At 53.0% G+C, this 15,285-nt stretch carries 14 protein-coding genes; 2 read left to right on the top strand and 12 right to left on the bottom strand.

Translation table 11 applies throughout. From position 1 onward, the window contains the following. Nucleotides 1–1,319: 1,319 nt before the first annotated feature. The 4 genes from ruvB to AC6RNO_RS30375 all read right to left on the bottom strand — a co-directional run bounded on the left by ruvB (nt 1,320) and on the right by AC6RNO_RS30375 (nt 4,306). On the bottom strand, nt 1,320–2,294 hold the full coding sequence (gene ruvB / locus AC6RNO_RS30390) for a Holliday junction branch migration DNA helicase RuvB (protein ID WP_474680695.1): 975 nt from the start codon (nt 2,292–2,294) through the stop codon (nt 1,320–1,322). An 84-nt stretch (nt 2,295–2,378) separates the two neighbouring features. Beyond that, nucleotides 2,379–3,011 (bottom strand): Holliday junction branch migration protein RuvA, encoded by a 633-nt coding sequence (ruvA, locus tag AC6RNO_RS30385; RefSeq protein WP_497107797.1) that lies wholly within the window; start codon nt 3,009–3,011, stop codon nt 2,379–2,381. Continuing rightward, nucleotides 3,008–3,514 (bottom strand): crossover junction endodeoxyribonuclease RuvC, encoded by a 507-nt coding sequence (gene ruvC, locus AC6RNO_RS30380; protein ID WP_474680394.1) that lies wholly within the window; start codon nt 3,512–3,514, stop codon nt 3,008–3,010. The genes ruvA and ruvC overlap by 4 nt, the downstream gene beginning before the upstream one ends. A 120-nt stretch (nt 3,515–3,634) precedes the next feature. Next, a complete protein-coding gene (locus AC6RNO_RS30375; RefSeq protein WP_488434575.1) occupies nt 3,635–4,306 on the bottom strand; it encodes a BofC C-terminal domain-containing protein in 672 nt (223 codons plus the stop codon). A gap of 282 nt (nt 4,307–4,588) precedes the next feature. On the opposite strand from AC6RNO_RS30375, the gene sigW reads away from it, so the two are divergent. Next, the gene (gene sigW / locus AC6RNO_RS30370) at nt 4,589–5,200 is read left to right on the top strand and encodes an RNA polymerase sigma factor SigW (RefSeq protein ID WP_474680396.1); all 612 of its coding nucleotides are present in this window, start codon (nt 4,589–4,591) and stop codon (nt 5,198–5,200) included. Between the two features lie 115 nt (nt 5,201–5,315). Here sigW and AC6RNO_RS30365 read toward each other — a convergent pair whose 3' ends face one another. The 6 genes from AC6RNO_RS30365 to thrR form a co-directional block, all read right to left on the bottom strand. Further along, on the bottom strand, nt 5,316–7,358 hold the full coding sequence (locus AC6RNO_RS30365) for a LysM peptidoglycan-binding domain-containing protein (RefSeq protein WP_497107796.1): 2,043 nt from the start codon (nt 7,356–7,358) through the stop codon (nt 5,316–5,318). Between the two features lie 200 nt (nt 7,359–7,558). After that, a complete protein-coding gene (ilvE, locus tag AC6RNO_RS30360) occupies nt 7,559–8,437 on the bottom strand; it encodes a branched-chain-amino-acid transaminase (RefSeq protein ID WP_497107795.1) in 879 nt (292 codons plus the stop codon). A gap of 8 nt (nt 8,438–8,445) precedes the next feature. Further along, the gene (pheA, locus tag AC6RNO_RS30355) at nt 8,446–9,327 is read right to left on the bottom strand and encodes a prephenate dehydratase (RefSeq protein WP_474680399.1); all 882 of its coding nucleotides are present in this window, start codon (nt 9,325–9,327) and stop codon (nt 8,446–8,448) included. Continuing rightward, nucleotides 9,324–10,298 carry a homoserine kinase gene (gene thrB / locus AC6RNO_RS30350; RefSeq protein ID WP_474680400.1) on the bottom strand — a complete coding sequence of 325 codons (975 nt, stop codon included), beginning with the start codon at nt 10,296–10,298 and terminating at the stop codon, nt 9,324–9,326. Before thrB ends, pheA begins: the two co-directional genes overlap by 4 nt. Beyond that, entirely contained in the window at nt 10,299–11,585 is a 1,287-nt protein-coding gene (locus AC6RNO_RS30345; RefSeq protein WP_497107794.1) for a homoserine dehydrogenase, read from the bottom strand. It abuts the gene before it with no gap. Nucleotides 11,586–11,617: 32 nt separating this feature from the next. Further along, nucleotides 11,618–12,070, bottom strand: a complete 453-nt coding sequence (gene thrR / locus AC6RNO_RS30340; protein WP_474680696.1) for a transcriptional regulator ThrR — start codon at nt 12,068–12,070, stop codon at nt 11,618–11,620. A gap of 220 nt (nt 12,071–12,290) precedes the next feature. Here thrR and AC6RNO_RS30335 point away from each other — a divergent pair, with 220 nt between their 5' ends. Beyond that, on the top strand, nt 12,291–12,800 hold the full coding sequence (locus AC6RNO_RS30335; RefSeq protein WP_474680402.1) for an NUDIX hydrolase: 510 nt from the start codon (nt 12,291–12,293) through the stop codon (nt 12,798–12,800). Nucleotides 12,801–12,858: 58 nt separating this feature from the next. Here the strand turns inward: AC6RNO_RS30335 and AC6RNO_RS30330 are convergent, their stop codons facing one another. Beyond that, complete coding sequence (locus tag AC6RNO_RS30330) at nt 12,859–13,728, bottom strand: NlpC/P60 family protein (RefSeq protein ID WP_497107793.1); 870 nt, start codon at nt 13,726–13,728, stop codon at nt 12,859–12,861. Nucleotides 13,729–14,373: 645 nt separating this feature from the next. Next, entirely contained in the window at nt 14,374–14,550 is a 177-nt protein-coding gene (locus AC6RNO_RS30325; RefSeq protein ID WP_497107792.1) for a hypothetical protein, read from the bottom strand. Nucleotides 14,551–15,285 lie beyond the last annotated feature (735 nt).

Here is a 15,285-nt window from a genome sequence, read left to right as displayed (position 1 = left end):
GGATTCAATAGTCTACTGGACAGGCTACGAGCAGAAAGAGGACGAATTTACGAAACGATCTGCCAGGAGTCTGTCCGAAAAATTTAGTAGAAGGTATGTGTATGTGAAATGGCAGTTATGATGCAGCGTGAGCTACAGTATTTGCTTGTCATGACTCTTTGGGTTTGCACAAAAGTAACTCCGTCGGACAGACCCCTAGCAAGCTTTGTCCTTCACATATCTCGGAAGTCATCGCCGGGCTGGTAATACGTAGAAAGCCGGGGAACGGGCGACTGTTGGATGGATTCTCAGGCTGTAGCTGGTGCATCTACTTGGCAGATACATAGTGAGCCGGCGAACGGGCGACTGTTGGATGTACTCGTATGCTTGAGCTGATGCATCTACTTGCCGGGTACGTAGAGAGCCGGTGAATGTGCGACTGTTGGATGCATTCGAATGCTGAAACTGGCACATCTACTTGGCAGATACATAGTGAGCCGACGAACGGGCGACTGTTGGATGTGCTCGCATGCTGTAGCTGGTGCATCTACTTGGCAGATACATAGTGAGCTGGCGAACGGGCGACTGTTGCATGCATTCGCAGGCTGTAGCTGGTGCATCTACTTGGCAGATACATAGTGAGCTGGCGAACGGGCGACTGTTGCATGCATTCGCAGGCTGTAGCTGGTGCATCTACTTGGCAATAAGTAAAAAGCCTGCAAAAGTGCAGGCTTTTTTGTTCTTTCACACGATTGTAACGAAATTCCTGCAAATGTGCAGGTTTTCACGACAATACCTGGGGCACAAGCCGTTTTGAAAAGAAATTCCTGCACAATTGCAGGCTTTTTCCGAAAATGAACCGTTTCGGATGAAAAAAACTGTATTTTCGCAGGTTTTTTCTAAAATTCGTTCGTTCTTTCTTGTTATGTTGGCTTTATCTTGTTTTATTTGGATTTTTATCCATTTATTTCATGCGCATGTCTCCGCATGGGTTTGTATTTGTTCTGCATGATTTTGCATGGGTTTTGCACGGTCTTGCCTTGTTTGGCTTTATCTTGACTTGTTGCTCTTATCTTGTTTTGTTGCTCTTATCTTGTTGCTCTTGTCTTGTCTTTTTCGGTCTTATCTTGCCTTGTTTGGTCTTGTCTTATTACTTTTGTTGTGCCTTGTCTTGTATGGCTCTATCTTGCCTTGTTTGCTCTTATCTTGTTTGGTTTGCTCTTGTCTTTCTCCTCGCGTTACCGTCTGCCAAGCCGCTTGACAAAATGTTTGCGCTGTGTTTAGCGGCAAATGAGCGCAGACTTTCGCCGTGGGCTCTTGCCGCCGGCTCCCGCGTGCAGCTATCGCTGTTCCGGCATCGGCAGCCCCATGTGCGAGTACGCCAGCGGCGTTACGGTGCGGCCGCGCGGGGTGCGCTGCAGGAAGCCGATCTGCAGCAAATACGGCTCGTAGACGTCTTCGATCGTCTGCCCCTCTTCTCCGATCGTCGCTGCGATCGTCTCCAGGCCGACAGGGCCGCCCTGGAAGTTTTGGATGATCGCCCGCAGCATTTTGTGGTCGATCTCATCGAGGCCCAGGTCGTCCACCTGGATGAGCTTCAGGGCCGTACGCGCGATGTCGAGCGTGATGATGCCGTCGCCCTTCACCTGCGCGAAATCGCGTACCCGCTTGAGCAAGCGGTTGGCGATGCGCGGCGTGCCGCGCGAGCGCATGCCGATCTCGCGCGCGGCTTCGCCGACGATCTGCACCTGCAGGATGTCGGCGGTGCGGCTGACGATGTAGGTGAGCTCCTCCACCGTATAAAATTCCAGCCTGCTGACGACGCCGAAGCGGTCGCGCAGCGGCGCAGACAGCAGGCCTACGCGCGTCGTCGCGCCGACCAGCGTAAACGCCGGCAAGTCCAGACGCACCGAGCGCGCGCTCGGCCCCTTGCCGATAATAATGTCAAGGGCATAATCCTCCATCGCCGGATACAGCACTTCCTCCACCGTGCGGTGGAGGCGGTGGATCTCGTCGATGAACAGTACGTCGCCCTCCTGCAAATTCGTCAGGATGGCCGCAAGATCCCCCGGCCGCTCGATAGCGGGGCCGGAGGTCGTTCGAATATTGACGCCAAGCTCATTGGCGATAATGTTGGACAGCGTCGTTTTGCCGAGCCCGGGAGGTCCGTACAGCAGCACGTGGTCGAGCGCTTCTTTGCGCATTTTGGCCGCTTCGATGTAAATCTTCAAGTTCTCCTTGGCCTGCTTCTGGCCGATGTATTCCGCCAGGTACCGGGGGCGCAAACTGTATTCGATCGCCTGATCCTCCATCATCAAATGAGCGGAAATGATCCGGTCATTATCCACGGGGTATCCTCCTACTATTTTTCAATCCAGAATAGAGCGGTTGTTCCGCCTTTACATCGTATACAACGCTTGCAGCGCAAGCTTCATTATGACGTCCACGGAATCCGACTCTTTCGCTTTCGGCTTGATTTTTGCCCATGCCCGGTCCGTCTCCCCTTCCGTATAGCCCAGGGCCATAAGCGCTTCCTTCGCTTCCGACCAGGAGCCCCCGCCTTCGCCGGAACCCTGATTATGCGGCAATCCGAGGCCGATGGATGTCTCCAGGCTGTCGGAAAACGAAACCTGGCCGAGCTTATCTTTCAAATCGAGAATAATCCGCTGCGCCGTCTTCTTGCCGATGCCCGGCAGCTTCGTCAAAAACGCCAGATTTTCCTGGCTGATCGCCGCAATGACGGTTTCCGGCCTGCCGCCGCCGGCCAGTATGCCCAGCGCGACTTTCGGGCCGATCCCTGTAACCTCAAGCAGCAGACGGAACAACGACTGCTCTTCGCGGGAAGTAAAGCCGAATAACAGATGGGCATCTTCGCGCACATGATAGTGGGTGTACAATGTGACGTCCTCGCCGTCTTTGTGCGGCAGCGCGTACGGATTCGGGCAAAATACCCGGTAGCCGACGCCATGCACGTCAACGACCGCATAATCGCTTTCGCGATGCGCTATTTTTCCTCTTAAAAAATCGATCATCGTTTCACGACCTTATTATTTATCATCGTCTGCATGGTGGAAGAATGAGCATGGCAGATGGCGACGGCCAACGCATCCGCAACATCGTCCGGCTTAGGGACAGCCTGGAGCTTCAGAAACATTTTGACCATTTCCTGCACTTGATGCTTTTCCGCCTTGCCGTATCCGACCACAGCCTGTTTGACCTGAAGCGGCGTATATTCCGCGATTGCCAGCTCCGCCTGAACGCCTGCGAGAATCATGACGCCCCGCGCCTGTCCGACTGTAAACGCCGTCGTCACGTTGCGGTTAAAAAACAATTTCTCAATCGCCATTGCATCCGGCTTGTATTTCTCGATCAGCTGCCTCGTCGCATCATAGACATCCTTGAGCCTGAGCGCAGGGTCCGTGTGGGCTTCCGTCTGAATGGAGCCGTACTGCACCGGGACGAGCTTGCTGCCGATTTTATCGATAAATCCGAAACCTACGATTGCGATCCCCGGATCGATACCCAGAATGCGCACAATATTGTCTCTCCCATCCCAAAAAAGCGAACATATGTATCATTCCCCATTATAGCAGATAACAAAAAAAAGAGATAGACTCGGGCCGATGCGCCCTTGCCTACCTCGTCTACTCGTCCGTTATTGATTGAACATCGCTCTCTCGCTTTCCTCCACCGCATAATCGCTGAAAGTCGACAGCACGCTGTTGTATTCCTCCATGTCTGTAATCCGGATTCCGTCGTGCAGCTGCTTGACTGTTTCCTGCGGAAGACTGCTCTCCAGTTGGCGGATGTTCAGCTGAAAAAAGGTCCTGATGACGTTCTCCTTGCTCGGCGTTCCCTGAAACAGGGACAGATTGCCGCTTTCGTCGACACTGAAAACCGCTTTCTGCTTGCATTCGGGAGACAGATCGTCGATCTGCTCGGTGAACGTCACTTCTCCTTTCGCATTCAAGCTGAACGTCCAGTTCGGGTTCTTCATTAATTCCGTCACCAGTTGATCCGATGTGCGCAAGCCGAGCTTCTGCAGTTCTTCCCCGCAGACGTAGGATTTGAGCAAATACGTTTCCCTGCTGTCCGTAATTCCTCTCAGCTTCGCGATCGCTTCCTTAAGTTTGGCGTCCTCTTCTTCCTGATTCGCCGGCGCCAAAGTCATGCGCGCCACGGTGCCGCCGCCCGCTTCCGGCCACAGCCCTGCGGCATGGATCATATATCCGGCCGTGCAGAGCGCGATCAGCATTCCCAGAGCGATCCAGCCTCGTTTCCAGCGCAGCTTGCGTTTCAAATGTTTTAAGAAGCTTTGTACATTCACCCAAATCCCCTTCATTCTCGTTTTTCTGGTATTGTTTCCATTTGCATCGGGGGCTATACATCATTTACCATAGTAAGAAAGAGCGGGACAACGGTCTCGTTCCCGACATCTTTGAAGGAAAATTATCCTAACTATTCCCAAAATATCGGAAATCAGGCCGTTTGCGTTAACAGATATTTGACTGTAGCCGTAGAAATGATATAGTCAGATGTAGGTAAACTTTTTTCATACAAACTGAATGAAATCGATATATATTGGAAAAGAGCTGAGGAGGGGAACAGCATGAATGTGGCAGAACTTCAACTAATACAATTATCGCGGACCGGCGATAGAAACGCTTTTGTAGAATTGGTGGAATTGTACCGTACCAAAATTCAAAAGCTTGCTTATCGTATGCTGCACAACAAACCTGATTCCGAGGATATCGTACAGGAGACTTTTATCCGGGTATATTTGAATTTGAATCATTACGACGAAAGCCAAAAGTTTTCCACCTGGATTTACCGGATTGGCAAAAATGTGTGCATCGACCTGCTGCGCAAGAAAAAGCCCGTTCAATCCCTCGATGCCGAACTGAATGATCAGGACGACGACTACAGCTATTACAGCAAGCTGGCGAGCCAAGACCAGTCTCCGGAGCACGCCGTCCTGCAGACGGAAATTCAGGAGCACGTTCACAGGTCCATTAACAAGCTGGCCGACAAATACAAAAGCATCATTATACTCTATTATTTGGAAGAACTTTCCTTGCAGGAAATTAGCGAAAAGCTCAATCTTCCGGTGACGACCGTCAAAACAAGATTGCACCGCGGACGCGAGCTTCTGCGTAAAAAGTGGGGCATGAATTTCGTTGTCGGACTTATGGTATTTTTCACGATCGGGATGCTCGCCTGAGCAAAATAATGAAAAAAGCAGGTATAGCGGCTCTTGCCGCCGTATCCTGCTTTTTTTTGATGCCGGTAAAAGCACGGAAAACCCCCGTCCATCAAGGACGAGAGTCTAGTGCCTGCTATACGTTAATCCAGGGCAAGTTAGGTTTGGACTCCGGCTTTTCCGCTCGCCGCTGCTGTTTTTTCAAAAACGTTTGAACGGATCGGATGCCGGACGTTTTGGCTTTTCTCATGCTGCCTGCGCCGGAGCCGGATTTTCCCGTTTTGCCGCTTCTTTTGCTTGACCGGTAATCCAATTCGACGGTGTCCTCCATGCCTTTTTCTTCCGGTAATACATGCGTATGAACTTGCGGAAGAATCGGAGCCTCATAAGGCGTCTCGTAAGGCGTCTCGTAAGGCGCCTCATACGGACTCTCATACGGAGCATGGTAAGGCATACCATAAGCAGGCATTACGCCGTGCGGATGCATATGCGGGTGCATATGTGGGTGCATATGCGGGTGCATGTGCGGATGCAAATTGTCTTCGCCGCCGTAAGGAAAGCCCTCCGCCGGGTACATATCGTAAGGAGCGGCAATCGGCATGGCCGCCGTCGGATGGTAGGACGGTGCTGCCGCCGGATAAGCCTGCCAGGGCTCTGCTCCAGGCTGCCCTTCCCCGCAGCCGCAGCCTCCATGGCTGACAGGAAGCTGCGCGGCATGCACCTGCGAAGGAAAAGCGCCCCAAGGAGCCTGATGCCCGTCAGTCCATGGCGCTCCCTGCGTTCCTTCCCACGACGCCGGCTGCACTGCCTCCCATGGTGCTTGGGGTACGCCGCCTGCGCATGGGGATTCTTGGGCCCCTTCCCATGGCGCTTGCTGGCCTCCGCTCCATGGCGCCGCCTGTGTTCCTTCCCACGGCGTTTGGTGCGCTCCGATCCACGGCGCTGCCTGCTCTCCTTCCCATGGCATATGGTGCGCCCCGATCCACGGCGCTGCCTGCTCTCCTTCCCATGGCGCTTGGTGCCCTCCGCTCCACGGCGCTGCCTGCGTTCCTTCCCACGGCGCTTGGTGCCCTCCGCTCCACGGCGCTGCCTGCTCTCCTTCCCACGGCGCTTGGTGCGCCCCGATCCACGGCGCCGGATGAGCGCCTTCCCACGGCGCTTCGTGCGCTCCGCCCCATGGCGCGTGATGAGCGCCTTCCCACGGCATGACCGGCGCTTCGTATTCAGGCGCTTGCGGATATTCGGACGAATCCGGGTAGCCCGAAGCTTCCACAGCTGCGGAACCGGGATTGGCAAACACTTCCGTGGCCTCGATATGGTACTGATGGAATGGATGAACCGATGGCGTATAAGGTTCGTGCAGGCCGAGCTCGCTCTCCGTGTGCAGCGGACCTTCTTTGGTAGAAGTCATCGGATAATTTTCGGAAGCCAATTGTTTCTGGGCGGCTTCGGTTTTGGTTTTGCTTTCGGTGGGCTGGATAACCGGCTCTTTGGCTGCCGGGCTCACTTTTAGCGGACTCTCTTTTACCGGCAGCTGAGGTGCAACCTCCTGTTTGATCGGAGCCTGGGCCACCGGCTGCTGATTGATAGGCGGCTGATAAATCGGCAGCTGGTTGATAGGCAGCTTCGCCTCGGGAAGCTTGTTGACCTGCGGCTGAACAATAGGCTCGGTGCTTGGTTTCGTGCTCGGTTTGTTAATCGGTTCAGTGCTGGGCTTGGCGATCGGTTCGGTGCTTGGCTTCGTGCTCGGCTTGTTGATCGGTTCGGTGTTCGGCTTGGTGCTCGGCTTGCCGGAGTACCCCCCTGAATGATGGTGCTCCCCGTGGTGATGTCCCCCATGATGGTGCGCCATCTTCGGAATGAACACGGTTTCTCCCGTCATAAGGACATTCGGGTTTTTGAGCTGCGGATTGGCGTTGATCATGTCGTTCAGCGGCACATCCCAAGCTTTTCCAAGCTTCCAAAGCGTATCTCCCTGCTGCACGACGTGCTTATACACATGTTCGACCTGCGGCTGGATCGGCTGCGGTTTGGACGGAATTTTCACTTTCATCCCTACGTCGATTTTGTCCGGATCTGTGATTTGCGGATTCAACGCGATGATCTGATCCAGCTCGACATGATATTTGTTTGCCAGCTCGTACAGGGTATCGCCTTTTTTGACAATATGGATTTTCAAGTCCACTACCTCCTTAAAGTTTTCTTAGAAGACTTGCATCGAGAGCTTGATCTTCAATGATTCCTTTCCGGCTGCTCTTCACAATGACATTACAGTTTATGCACATGTCTAGGCTTTTGACCTTCTTTCGGACAAAAAAAATCCCTCTCGCACGATTTTACGTACGAAAGGGATGCGAATATGACAATCGTGAAAAAAAGTTAATCCAGCACTTTGACGCCGTCAATTTCTACAATGCCGCGGAATTGTTGAAGCAGCGCAGTCGTGATCGGTCCTGCCTTCCCTTCGCCGATAATGCGGGCGTCGACTTCGCGCACAGGGATAACCTCAGCCGCCGTGCCCGTGAAGAAAACTTCGTCCGCCACATACACGTCATGCAGCGTAAAAGGCTCCTCCTTGAGCGGAATTCCCGACTTGACGCACAATTCCATGATCGCCGCCCGTGTAATTCCCTCCAAAGCGCCGCAATAGCAAGGCGGAGTATATACGATGCCGCGTTTGACGATGAAAATGTTGTCCGACGATCCTTCCGCCACATACCCCTGCGAGTTCAGCATAATCGCTTCCCCCACACCGGCCAGGTTGGCTTGAATTTTCACCAAAATGTTGTTCAAGTAATTCAAAGATTTGATTTTCGGATTCAAAGCGTCCGGCACATTGCGTCTGGTAGATACGGACACAGTTTTCAAACCGTACTCGTAAGCCTCCTGCGGATAAATCGAAAGCTGTTCCACGATAATAAGCACGCTTGCTTTCGGGGAACGGCGGGGATCGAGGCCAAGGTCGCCGGCGCCGCGTGATACGACAAGCCGTATGTATCCGTCGCGAAGCCCGTTGCGGCGAACCGTCTCGGTCAGCGCATCCTGCATTTCGCTATAGGTGAGCGGCATGTTCAACATGATGGATTTTGCGGAATCGTAAAGTCGGTCCAGATGCTCTTTGCATTTGAAAATATTCCCATTGTAAATGCGGATTCCCTCGAAAATGCCGTCACCGTACAAAAAGCCATGGTCATACACAGATACTTTTGCATCTTCCTTGCTTACAAAATTACCGTCCAAATAAATCCATTGCGCCATGATGAAACTTACACCTCCGGAATATAGGTTTCAAAAGAATAGCTGGGGTAACTCCCTAATAAACGCACCTGGCAGCCGATCGCCTCCAGCTCCTGAATGGCGCCGGGCAGCAGCACGGAATCCATAGAGCCTTCGATATCGATGTAAAAATAGTAACTGCCCAGCTGTTTCTTCGTCGGTCTGGACTCAATCTTGGAGAGATTGATCCGCCTCCAGGCAAACGCCGACAGCACCTGGTGCAGAGCCCCCGGGTAGTCTTCGGGCAGCGTAACCAGAATCGTCGTCTTCATTCGCTCCGACGCCTTGAGCTCCGGAGCCTCCGAACCGACAAGCAGGAAGCGTGTCTTGTTGTTTTTGTGGTCCTGAATTTCCCGCTGCAGGATAGGAATGTCATAATTGACTGCGGCCACAGCCGGACCGATTGCGGCAACGTGCGGATCATGTGCCGAAGCTGCGAGCCGGACCCCTTCGGCCGTACTGCTGACAATTTCGAATTCGGCCCCGCTCAAATAAGTTTTGAGAAAGTTTCGGCACTGCGCAGGCACCACGTGATGCGACATCACCTTGCGGATATGCGCGTACGGATTCGAAGAATCAGGCGTCTCCCCAGGCAGCGGATAGCCGATTAAATTCATGTCGATCGGAAACACATACTCCGCGCGAATCGGCAGTTCCACTTCGTGAACGAGCCAGTCCACATGCATATGCACGGAACCTTCCAGCGTGTTCTCGATGGGGATGACGGCCAAATCCGTTTCGCCTGCCGCCGTCGCCATAAATACATCGGAAATGAGCTTGAAAGGCACGTATTCGAATTCTTTCGATCCGAGAAAATGGCGGGTGGCTTCCTCCGAAAACGTGTTCGGCCCCAGGAGGGCGATTTTTTTCACGATCTTACCTCCTTATGAATCAACTCCTGCAGCTCGGGTTCGCCGGCAGCCGTGAATGTGGCGGTTACGCCTTCGCGGCTCGGCTTCAGCCAGAGCGTCTCGGCTTCAATACCTTCGGCTTTCAGCGTCTGTTTCAAAAACGTCTCCAGTTCCTGTTTGCGCCCGCTGCGGGCATCGACCAGCGTGAGAATCGTCGGCCCCGCGCCGCTCAGCGCCGCGCCCAGTGCGCCGTGCCGATCGGCCTGCTCCAAAATCGTCGTCATGCCGGGAATCAGCGGCGCACGGTAAGGCTGATGCAGCGCATCCTTCATGGCGTGCCGGATCATTTCCAGGTTGCCGGTGCTGAGCGCGGCAACCAGCAGCGAGGAATGGCTGAGGTTGAACACCGCATCCTGCATCGCAACCTGCTGCGGCATGATGCTTCTCGCCTTCTCGGTGGCAAGCTGGAACGCCGGTATGGCTACCAGCACTTCCAAATTCGCATCGGGCTCCAGCCGAATATATTCGGCCCGCTGCCCGTCCCAAAAAGCGACCACAATCCCGCCGAACAAACTCGCCCCCACATTGTCGGGGTGCTTCTCCAGGCGGGTTGCGATCTGGAACAGCTCGTCGCTTGAGAGCTTGTTCCCAATCAGCGCATTGGCGCCGGCAAGCGCGCCGACGATAGCCGACGCGCTGCTGCCGAGGCCGCGCGTCAGCGGAATATCGCTGTACATCGCAATTTCCAGCTCCGGATGAGAGACGCCGGCCTGCTTGAACACCATTTGCGCCACTTCGTAAATCAAGTTCGTTTTATCTGTCGGGACGCCCGCCATCTGATCTCCGATCAACTGAAAAGACGTCTTTTCCGCGATCGCCATATCGATCCAGGCATACAAATTCAAAGCCATTCCGAGCGAGTCGAATCCCGGGCCCAGGTTCGCCGTGCTCGCCGGCACCTTAACCCGCACTTTTTGCTTGTTCACGAACATTCACCCCTCTACGCGGTACACGCTTTTGATGGAATGAATGACGTCCATGGATTCAAACTGCTTCAATACATTTTTCATGCTTGCCTGATTGGCGTCATGCGTAATAATGATAATTTCCGCCTTCGGATTGCTCACGTTCGGATGCTGGAACACGGACTCAAGGCTCACTTCGTGCTGGGCGAAAATTTGCGTGATTTGCGCAAGCACACCGGCTTTATCCTCCACATGGAGCAGGATAAAGTTTTTCGATGCGATCTGTTCGTCGGTTTTCAGCTTCTTCTCTTTGTACGGCCCTGGAACTGTGCGCCCGTTCACGCCAAGCTTCAAATTCCGCACGACCGCCACCAAATCGGCTACGACCGAAGTCGCTGTCGGCAGTTCGCCTGCACCCGGACCGTAAAACATTGTCTCGCCGACAGCCTCGCCGTACACGTACACGGCATTGAAAACGCCGTTTACAGAAGCAAGCGGATGGGAGCTTTTCACCATCGTCGGCTGTACGCTGACCGAAATATGGCCGTCGTGATTTTCGGCAATGCCGAGCAGCTTCACTTCGTAACCGAGCTTTTTCCCGTAAAGAATGTCCTCTTTGCTGACCTGCGAGATGCCTTTCACTTCAACGTCGCTCAAAGCGACATTCGCATGGAAGCCAAGCGTCGACAAAATCGTCATTTTGCGCGCGGCGTCCAGACCTTCCACGTCGGAAGTCGGGTCCGCCTCGGCGTAACCGAGCTGTTGAGCTTCTTTCAGGACATCACCGTAAGCGGCGCCTTCCTGGCTCATTTTCGTTAAAATATAGTTGGTCGTCCCGTTCACGATCCCCATGATTTTGGTGATGCGGTCGGACGAGAAGCCTTCCACCAGCGTGCGGATAATCGGTATTCCTCCGGCAACGCTCGCTTCGTAGAGTACGTCACAGCCCTTGTCGGCCGCTTTGGCCAGTATTTCGGCGCCGTGCATCGCCATCAAATCTTTGTTCGCGGTTACGATATGCTTGCCGTTGTCCAGCGCCGTTAAAATGTGCTCTTTCGTCGAGCTTACGCCGCCCATGACTTCTACGATAATATCGATTTCGGGATCGTTAATAACATCCCAGGCGTTTTCCGTCAGCTTGTCCGGATCGACCGGAATGCTGCGGCTTTTGCTTTTATTTTGCACGAGAATTTTCGCAATTTCAATCGGAGAGCCCGTTTGACGCAGCAAATCCTCCTGATGGCCTTCAACAATGCGGACTACGCCTGTCCCTACAGTGCCCAGTCCAAGCAAACCTACTTTGATCGGTTTCATTCCAAATACCTCCCGAGTAATTTCTTCTGTCTTTAACTGCCCTGACCGATGATAACAGCGCGCCTGACACCTTCCTGAGCCTGAAGCCGGTCAAGCAGCCGATTCGTGTCTTCGCCCATCGAAGAAGTTTCGACGGAAATGACCACGTTCGCCATGCCCTGAAGAGGGATCGTCTGATGGATCGTCAGCACATTGCCCTCCAAATGAGCAATAAGCGCAAGCACCCTCGATAAAATTCCCGAGCGATGCTCCAGATCCATAGAAATCGTAATGATGCGCTCCCGCTCCAGCTTGCTCAAAGCATGGATACCATCCTTATATTTGTAAAAAGCGCTGCGGCTGAGGCCTACCTGCTCGACGGCGTCGTGAATCGTCTTCACTTCTCCGCGAGCGAGCAATTCTTTCGCCTGTACAGTCTTGAGCACACCTTCGGGCAAAATATCTTCCCGGATTAAATAGTACCGTTCCCGCCCGGTTGGCTTCATCGGATCGAATAGTTCCTTGCTTTCCGGCGTCAAATGAATCGTCCTCTCTAGAAAGACTGATGTTCCCTTCTAGTGGACATTATATCGAATTGCAGCACGTGAAGCAATAGGCAAAATGATTGGTATTCCTTGTCCGTTGCTGGCCCCCTCTTCCATATGGTAAGCTGAATTGAAAATACTTTTCAAATCCTGCCGTTTTATTATAAAGGAGGCCCTGCTTGTGATCACATTAAGAATGATATCTACGGCGCTCCTCTGGAATAGTCGTAACGAGCTGTTGATGATGAAACGCTCCTTAACCCGGACGCTATCCCCGGGGCTGTGGGCCGCTGTCGGCGGACATTTGGAGCCTGCGGAAATCAACGATCCGCAAGCCGCTTGCTTGCGCGAGATTTATGAAGAAACCGGCATTGAATTCGACGAAATCGATGACCTGCATCTGCAGTACGTGCTGGTTCGCCTGAACGGACAGGAAATCCGCCAGCAGTTCTTCTACGTAGGCCATACTGACGTAAGCCCGCGGATTATTACGCAGGAAGGAGAACTGTTCTGGATACCGCGGGAGGAAGTTCTCCAGCGTCCCATGCCCTTTATTTTCCGCTGTCTGCTCGAGCACTATTTTGCCGAAGGAAATACGCCTTTTCCGTGGATCGGCTCTGCCGGCCTTGACGGAGAAACCGCTGAACCTACCGTACACTGGAAGCCGCTGCTGGATCCGGTACAAATATGAAGCGCAAATAAAAAGGACAGGTCCCCGATCTTATCGAGGCCTGTCCTTTTTGTTTTCGTTACATTGCGCTGCCGCCGAAGAGGAACCGGTATTCCCAGTGCTTGCCCGCAATCGAATCGATCCTCACTCCGCCGCTCGCAACGGAATACGTATGCAAAATTTTGCCGTCGCCCAAATATATGCCGACATGCGAAATCCTTGCCGTGGATTTATCGATCCCGGAATAGCTCGAAGCGCTCGTCCCTTTATAATCCATGAAAAACATCAGATCCCCCGGCTGCAAATCGCGCCAGTTCGTCTTTATGTTCCCTTTTGCTTTCACGTAGCTGCCTTGGCCCCGGGAATCGCTTGGCAGCGTCAAGCCGATACCGTCGATAAACGCCTGGCGCACAAAATCGGAGCAGTCAAACGTACTCGTATTGGAACGGCTGGAGCCGAATTCATAAGGAGTGCCGAGATACTTTTCGCCGGCTGCAATCACTTTTTGCGCTTTTGCGCTGGCGGATGCGCTGCTGGAGCTAGAGCTAGAGCCTGTGCTGGGGCTGGAGCTTGAGCCCGAGCTGGAACTAGAGCCTGAGCCTGTACCAGTGCCTGAGCTGGAACTAGAGCCCGAACTCGCGCCAGACCCCGCCGTCACCACAGAACCCGAGGTCTGTATGTATTTCAAATTGGTGCTGATATAACCGACGCGTCCGTTCTGATCCTGAACCTTGTACCACCAATTATTAACCTTTTCCATAATCGTAACCTTCTCGCCCGACTTCAAATACCGGATACGGGTGGAATTCACGTCAGGACTTTGTCTGAAGCTGACGCTGCTTACAATTTGTCCTGCAGTCGATGCATGAGCCTGCTGAGGCAGCGGAATCGAAACGGCTCCAAACGCAATAGCCGGAACAAGCGCAAAGGTCAAAAGTTGTTTTTTCATGATGAAAGCCTCCCAAGTTCGTTTTTCGAAGAAAAATTTTCTTCGCAAGCGGTTCTATGGTGTTTTCAAACGGTCTTTGCTGCAAAAACGATGCATAAACGATGCATAAACGACAACAACAAATCTGGCAGTCTAGGAGTCTCGCCGATGAATGAAGTAGAAGGTAAATTTATGCGAAATGACGGATTCTATGCAGTGTTAGCGGCATAGATGCGGTCACGATCCTCCCCGACACGGCACTTAAGCAACTCCGCCCGCCAGACTCCTAACATCAAACTCTCTATTACATGGTAACATACCCAGTTGAAATACTTTAGCTGTAATATATTCCAATTGAAAGAGCCAGTGAAGTTGATTGGAGGAAAACCGAGATCGAGGAATTTGGTTGCCTTTACATATCCCGTCCATTTTAGTTGAATGATATTCACAAATTATTCATATTTTGTATTGTTATTTACTGGTATAATCGGTTTTATTTCATTTTTTGCCCATATCTATGAAACTCTAGCCTTAGTGCAGTAGCAGGCTGTCCGGTAACTCACACCCCAGAGTTGATCGAACATTCTGCCTGGCTGCGCATCGAAACACCGCGTGCTGGGAGTTGCACGCGGTGCAAGCGAAGAAAGCCTGCAAAAGTGCAGTTTTTTACTCGTTGAAGCGGCCGGCAACGAAATTTTCCTGCAATTGTGCAGGCTTTTCGCCGACTGCAGGGGGCTCAGGTTCATTTTCAACGAAAATTCCTGCACTATCGGAGGCTTTTCGCCAAAATGAACCACCTTCCCGCAAAAAAACTGCACTTTTGCAGGTTTTTGCGGGTTGCAAGCACGGGAGCCCCCCTCTCGCTGAGCAGCGCCGCAAACTGTGCGGGGGAAGAGGCGCGCGGGGGAGGTGTGTGAGAGAGGCGAGCTGGTTATGGCACGCGCTGGGAGCTGCACGCGGTAGCGAGCAAAGAAAGCCTGCAAAAGTGCAGTTTTTTGCTCGTTGAAGCGGCCGGCAACGAAATATTCCTGCAATTGTGCAGGCTTTTCGCCGACTGCAGGGGCTCAGGTTCATTTTCAACGAAAATTCCTGCACTATCGCAGGCTTTTCGCCAAAATGAACCACCTTCCCGCAAAAAAACTGCACTTTTGCAGGTTTTTGCGGGTTGCAAGCACGGGAGCCCCCCTCTCGCTGAGCAGCGCCGCAAACTGTGCGGGGGAAGAGGCGCGCGGGGGAGGTGTGTGTGTGAAGTGTGTGTGTGAGGCGAGCTGGTTATGGCACGCGTTGGGAGCTGCACGCGGTAGCGAGCGAAGAAAGCCTGCAAAAGTGCAGTTTTTTGCTCGTTGAAGCGGCCGGCAACGAAATATTCCTGCAATTGTGCAGGCTTTTCGCCGACTGCAGGGGGCCCAGGTTCATTTTCAGTGAAAATTCCTGCACTATCGCAGGCTTTTCGCCAAAATGAACCACCTTTACGCAAAAAACCTGGTCGAGTAGGCGGGGCCTTTCCTTCTCGGATTGTGCCCCATACCCCTCTCAGATCCGTACGTGCGCAATTCACGCATACGGCTCCTCACTTCG

Source organism: Paenibacillus sp. sgz302190, assembly GCF_059820445.1.
Note: the sequence above shows the minus strand (reverse complement) of the source record. Positions and strands in the feature narration are given on the sequence as shown.

Coding starts and splice junctions, on each gene's coding strand:
- ruvB (WP_474680695.1), bottom strand. CDS start 2,294: ATGATGGAGGATCAGGCGATCGAATACAGTTTGCGCCCCCGGTACCTG.
- ruvA (WP_497107797.1), bottom strand. CDS start 3,011: ATGATCGATTTTTTAAGAGGAAAAATAGCGCATCGCGAAAGCGATTAT.
- sigW (WP_474680396.1), top strand. CDS start 4,589: ATGAATGTGGCAGAACTTCAACTAATACAATTATCGCGGACCGGCGAT.
- ilvE (WP_497107795.1), bottom strand. CDS start 8,437: ATGGCGCAATGGATTTATTTGGACGGTAATTTTGTAAGCAAGGAAGAT.
- thrB (WP_474680400.1), bottom strand. CDS start 10,298: ATGTTCGTGAACAAGCAAAAAGTGCGGGTTAAGGTGCCGGCGAGCACG.
- AC6RNO_RS30345 (WP_497107794.1), bottom strand. CDS start 11,585: ATGAAACCGATCAAAGTAGGTTTGCTTGGACTGGGCACTGTAGGGACA.
- thrR (WP_474680696.1), bottom strand. CDS start 12,070: ATGAAGCCAACCGGGCGGGAACGGTACTATTTAATCCGGGAAGATATT.
- AC6RNO_RS30330 (WP_497107793.1), bottom strand. CDS start 13,728: ATGAAAAAACAACTTTTGACCTTTGCGCTTGTTCCGGCTATTGCGTTT.